Annotated in this window: 5 protein-coding genes and 2 rRNA genes; 4 read left to right on the forward strand and 3 right to left on the reverse strand. The window is 28.5% G+C overall.

Annotated features, from left to right (window positions below):
• The 3 genes from MBFIL_RS10930 to MBFIL_RS02245 form a co-directional block, all read left to right on the forward strand.
• Positions 1–184: ribosomal RNA gene (locus MBFIL_RS10930) — 23S ribosomal RNA — on the forward strand; the annotation flags it as partial.
• Between the two features lie 151 nt (positions 185–335).
• Positions 336–457 (forward strand): 5S ribosomal RNA (rrf, locus tag MBFIL_RS02240).
• Between the two features lie 42 nt (positions 458–499).
• Positions 500–1,327 carry a cation transporter gene (locus MBFIL_RS02245; protein WP_066971091.1) on the forward strand — a complete coding sequence of 276 codons (828 nt, stop codon included), beginning with the start codon at positions 500–502 and terminating at the stop codon, positions 1,325–1,327.
• Here the strand turns inward: MBFIL_RS02245 and MBFIL_RS02250 are convergent.
• From MBFIL_RS02250 to MBFIL_RS02260, 3 genes are read right to left on the reverse strand one after another with little or no spacing between them, the layout of a single operon-like run.
• Positions 1,324–2,979 carry an AMP-binding protein gene (locus MBFIL_RS02250; RefSeq protein ID WP_066971093.1) on the reverse strand — a complete coding sequence of 552 codons (1,656 nt, stop codon included), beginning with the start codon at positions 2,977–2,979 and terminating at the stop codon, positions 1,324–1,326. The genes MBFIL_RS02245 and MBFIL_RS02250 overlap by 4 nt on opposite strands.
• Position 2,980: 1 nt before the next feature.
• Positions 2,981–3,382, reverse strand: coding sequence for an acyl-CoA thioesterase (locus MBFIL_RS02255; RefSeq protein WP_066971095.1), 402 nt, complete (start codon positions 3,380–3,382; stop codon positions 2,981–2,983).
• A gap of 14 nt (positions 3,383–3,396) precedes the next feature.
• The gene (locus MBFIL_RS02260; RefSeq protein WP_066971096.1) at positions 3,397–3,972 is read right to left on the reverse strand and encodes a helix-turn-helix domain-containing protein; all 576 of its coding nucleotides are present in this window, start codon (positions 3,970–3,972) and stop codon (positions 3,397–3,399) included.
• 344 nt (positions 3,973–4,316) lie between these two features.
• Between MBFIL_RS02260 and cas10 the strand changes: the two genes are divergently transcribed.
• Positions 4,317–5,324, forward strand: a complete 1,008-nt coding sequence (gene cas10, locus MBFIL_RS02265; protein WP_066971098.1) for a type III-A CRISPR-associated protein Cas10/Csm1 — start codon at positions 4,317–4,319, stop codon at positions 5,322–5,324.
• Positions 5,325–5,439: the final 115 nt, after the last annotated feature.

Genomic DNA, 5,439 nt, shown 5'->3' on the forward strand with positions numbered 1-5,439 from the left:
TGCCGGGCAGCTACGCGCTAGACGATAAAGGCTGAAAGCATCTAAGCCTGAGGTGTCCCCTGAAAATAGACTGCTTTTTTAGGACTCAAGTAGAAGACTTGTTTGATGGGGTAGGGATGTAAGCTTCGAGGTTTATTCCGAGTTGTTTAGTCCGCTGCTTCCAATCGTCCACTAGCATATTTTTCTTAAAAGCAATATTGTCTTTATGGTCTTGTGTAGGCTTTTAACTAGGTTGAAACTGATAATTATCTTTTTACTTATCATTTCTGGTTTGGTGTATTCAGTAGGGTGAAAATGTACAGAACTTAATTAATTTATGCTCATTATTCATTGGTTTTGGCGACCATAGCATCAGGGCAACACCCAGTCTCGTTTCGATCCTGGAAGTAAAGCCTGTTTGTGTTTTGTATTGTGTACTATGGGCTATGCCTATGGGAATTTCATTTTGTTGCCAAACCTTTCTTATTATTACTTCTTTTAAATTTAAAATAGTATTTCTATGTTAAGCTATCCTGTTTATAACTCTAAAAATATTAATTCTATATTTGTTTTCAGCTTAATTTTCACAACTTTACTTTTGTCCTCTGGACTTTTTATCAATTCTTTTTCTATAATAGCTATAGCCTTATTTGATTTATTAAATACTTTAAATATTGCCATACAATTATTTTTGAAATTATTTTTTAAAAAAACACATGAAGACACATTCACTTATGGTTATAAAAGATTTCATCTTATTGCTTCAATAATTTTATCAGTTATCTTTATTTGTACTTTAATTCTACTCCTTAATCAAATCATAATTAATTTCTCATTAAAATACACATTAAGTCCTTTATGGGTTTTAATAATAGCTATTTTAGGAATTATATTTAGAGTAATCATATTATTTATATATAAAAAACATGAAAAATCATCTGTAGATTATATAAACCATATTCTTGGTTGGTTTAGTATTTTAGTACTTTCTATAATTCTAATGTTTTTTAAAATAGCTATTTTAGACAAGTTTTTATCAATAGCTATTATTGTATGGTTATTTTTTATTTTATCAAAAAACATCCTTAATCATATCATTATACTTTTACAAAAAGTTCCTGATAATTTTAATATTCCTGATTTTAAAAAAGAGATCTTATTAATTTATAATGTTAAAAGAATCAATGAGATTCATGTTTGGTCTATTGATGGTTTTGATAATGTTTTAACAATGAAATTATCAATTACTTTTAATAATATTTATGATTTTAAAAAAGTTAAAAATGAGATTAATAAAATTTGTGAAAGTAAAGGAATTTCTAATACTACTATTGAATTTGTAGATTAAATTACTTCCTCTTCTTTTCTTTTTTGAACTAATTCATATCCTATTTCACTTAATTTGTATTTTTGTATTTTTCCACTTGTTGTTAGTGGGAATTCTTCTACAAAAAAAACATATTTTGGAACTTTATACCTTGCAACATTATCTATTGCATAGTCTCTAATATCTTCTTCTGTTAAATCAGAGTTTTCTTCTTTTATAATAAATGCTCCAACGATTTCTCCATATTTTTCGTCTTTTATCCCAGCTACTTGAACATCTTGAACTCCATCAATTTTAAAGATTAATTCTTCAATTTCTCGAGGATAAATGTTTTCCCCACCTCGTATAATCATGTCTTTTATTCTTCCAACGATGTTGAAGTATCCGTCTTTATCCATTGTAGCTAAATCTCCACTATGTAACCATCCTTCGCTATCAATAACTCGAGATGTTTCTTCAGGCATTTTATAATATCCTTTCATTATATTATATCCTCTACAACATATTTCTCCAGTTTCTCCCACTGGTAATGGTTCATTAGTTTCAGGATCCACAACTCTAACTTCAACTCCTTCAAATGCAACTCCTACGGTTGTTGTTTTCTTTTCTAGTGTATCATCTGATTTTGTTTGTGTCATTCCTGGAGAGGATTCAGTAAGTCCATAAACACTTGTTATTTCTCTCATATTCATTTTATTTGCAACATCTTTCATTGTTTCTATTGGGCATGTTGAACCTGCCATTATTCCTGTTCTAAGTGATGACATATCAAACATATCAAACATTGGATGTTTTAATTCTGCTATAAACATTGTTGGAACACCATGAATAGCTGTACACTTCTCTTTTTCAATAGCTGATAATGCAAGGAGTGGATCAAACTCTTCTAACATAACTAATGTTCCACCATGAGTTAGCACTGAAAGCACTCCTAAAACTGTTCCAAAACAGTGAAATAGAGGAACAGGTATACATAATTTATCCTCTTTCGTGAACCTCATCCTCTCTCCAATGGTAAATCCATTATTCAGGATGTTTCTGTGACTAAGCATAACTCCTTTTGGAAATCCTGTAGTTCCTGATGTGTATTGCATGTTAATTACATCATTATTATCTAAGGATTCTTTAATGGAATTAAGATCGCTGTCTTCTTGATTTTTTCCAAGTATCATTAATTCATGGGTGTTGTACATTCCTCTGTGTTTTTCAGGTCCTATGAATATAACATTTTTTAAATGAGTATATTCTGCACTTTTTAATTTCCCTCTGGCTTGTGTTTTTAACTCAGGAACTAAATCATAAAGCATTTTAACATAATTAGTATCTCTAAAACCATCAATAATAGCTATTGCTTTCATATCTGATTGTTTTAAAATGTAATCTAATTCATGACTTTTATATGCCGTATTTATAGTTACCAGTACTGCTCCAATTTTAGATGTTGCAAACATAAATGTTAACCAGTCAGGAACATTTTTTGCCCAAATTCCTACATGATCTCCTTTTTTTATTCCTATTGAAATAAGACCTTTTGCTAATGTATTTGTTCTCTCATCAAATTCTTTATATGTAAATCTTAAATTTCTATCTGGATAAACTATGAATTCTCTATTTTCATCCTTTTTTACTTGTTTTTCAAAGAATGTCCCTATAGTTTCTTCTGAAAACACCATTTTAACCACTTTTCATATGTTCTTTAAGTTTTGCTTTAATATCTTCTGGAATTATCTTAGATTTTTGATCAATGAAGTCATAGTGAACAACCACGGCTTCACCTGTGACTTTTAATTCACCTTTTTGCCAAGCTTCATGACCTACTGTAAATGAACTATTTCCAATTTTAACTATGAAAGTTCTAATTTCAACATCAAATCCATAATACATTTGACTGATAAAGTTAAAATCAGTTCTTGCCATTATTAATTTCCATTTTTCATAGCTAAGATCTAAATCTGGGGTGAAAAATCTAAATATATCGTTTCTTCCAGTTTCAAACCATCCAGCTACTACAGTATTAGTAACGTGTTTTAATCCATCTATATCTCCGAATTTAGGCGTTACATTAATTTTAAACATAATATCACAGTTTTCTAAAATGGTGTGTAGAGAACAGCTAGTATTTTTGATTTTTCACACTTGTGAGAATGTAGGTGGTGTGGAACTATGGAATCATAGTAAATACTGTCTCCTTCTTTTAAGTTATATGTTTCTTTACCATATTTAAGTTCAATTTCTCCATTTAGCACGTATATAAATTCTTCTCCTTCATGTGAAGATAATTCAAATTCAGTTTTGTCTGTGTGAACATCGATTATAAATGGTTCCATATGTCTATCATTTTTCCCATAGCCTAAAGAGTAAAATTCCAAAGCACTAAGATCAGTTTTACCTTCTTCTCCTGAGAAGTAAAGTATTTCATCACTTGCACCATTTCTTACAATACTTGGTCCTGTTTGCTCAGCATCATCGAAAAAAGTACCTAATCTAACATTTAATCCTTTAGCTATTTTAGTTAGTGGAGTTAGGGAAGGAAGAATCTCTCCATCTTCAATTTTCTTAATTAAGTCTATACTAACTTCACTTGTTTTAGATAGGTCTTCAATTGTACTTTTTTTTGATTTTCTTATTTCTTTAATTTTAGCTCCGACTTTATTCTTTTTAGACATTAATTCACCGATTTTATTAATTTATATATAAATATTTTTCATATTTACATTAGTTTTATGTTTATTTATTGTTGTTTAAGTAATTGACTGTGTTAATAATACTTATTTGATTAGTTATATTATTTTATATATGAATTTGAATATTTATTTTATAAATAATTTCATTTTATAGTTCTTATTTTGTGTGATGATGATTTATTTTTATTCAATAGAAAGTTTTAAATAATTATATATATATATATTTGGTATTTGTTATGTTCATTATTAAACAACATATTTTTTAAATAATATATGGAATAAAATATAATAAGTATCTTAATTGTTTAAACAAAGAGGAATTTTATATGGAAAATTTAGAAAACATTCAATTGGCTGCCTTACTACATGATATTGGTAAATTTTATCAAAGAACTGAATTGAAACATGAATCAAAATATGGTGCTTCTGGAATGAAAGGTAATCATAGTAAGTGGTCTGCTGATTTTGTTCAGCAGGTATTTGAAAATGAGGAAATTGAAAACTTAGTTTTAAATCATCATTCTCCAAGTGATTCAACGAAAAATATTGCTGATTTTTCTAAAATTATTCGTAATTCTGATTGTCATTCTGCAATGGAAAGAATTGATGAAAAAGAAAAAGGTGAACCCAAAAAAGATCCTTTATACTCTGTTTTTTCAAGAACACAATTGGGAGATACAGAATCTGATCTTTATTATGTTCCATTAGAAAAATTACAATTTGATTCAGAAGGTTTTGAAAAATTAAAACCAATTAAACAGAAAGAAAAAGTGAGTAAGGGTTGGAAATTAGTACCAGAATATAAAAAATTGTGGAGCGAGTTTTTTACAGAAATTAAACAGTTTAAAACAATGGATTTTCAGAGTTGGCTATCATTAATGAAAAAATACACTTCCACAATACCTTCAGCATCATATGTTTCGCAACCTGACATATCATTATATGATCATTCAAAAATCACTGCAGCTTTAGCAACTTGTAGATATTATTATAAAATTGAAGAAGGTAAATTAAAAACAACGTCTCCTTATTCTGAGAAACAATCTGTTTATTTAATGATTGGAGGTGATATTTCTGGTATTCAAAAGTTTATATTCAGAGTCTCATCTCCTGAAAATGCTCGAAAAGGGATGAGTAAAAGACTTAGAGGTAGATCTTTATATTTATCTTTGTTCAATGAGGGTATAGCAACAAAAATAATAGAAGATTTGAAACTTTCATCTGCAAATATTTTATTTTGTGGAGGAGGACGTTTTACAATTATTGCGCCAAACATTGAAAGTGTCAAAAAAGGTTTGGAACAAATTAAAAGGGATATAAATCACAGCTGTTAAGTTAAGGATTTTTCATGTTAGATATGTAGTGTGTAATGTTGTGATGTTTTTTGTTTATATTCTTATTTTTCTTTTAGCATGTTTTTTATTCTTGATATTGTTAGTCTTGTGTGTC

Source organism: Methanobrevibacter filiformis, assembly GCF_001639265.1.
GTDB classification, from domain to species: domain Archaea; phylum Methanobacteriota; class Methanobacteria; order Methanobacteriales; family Methanobacteriaceae; genus Methanacia; species Methanacia filiformis.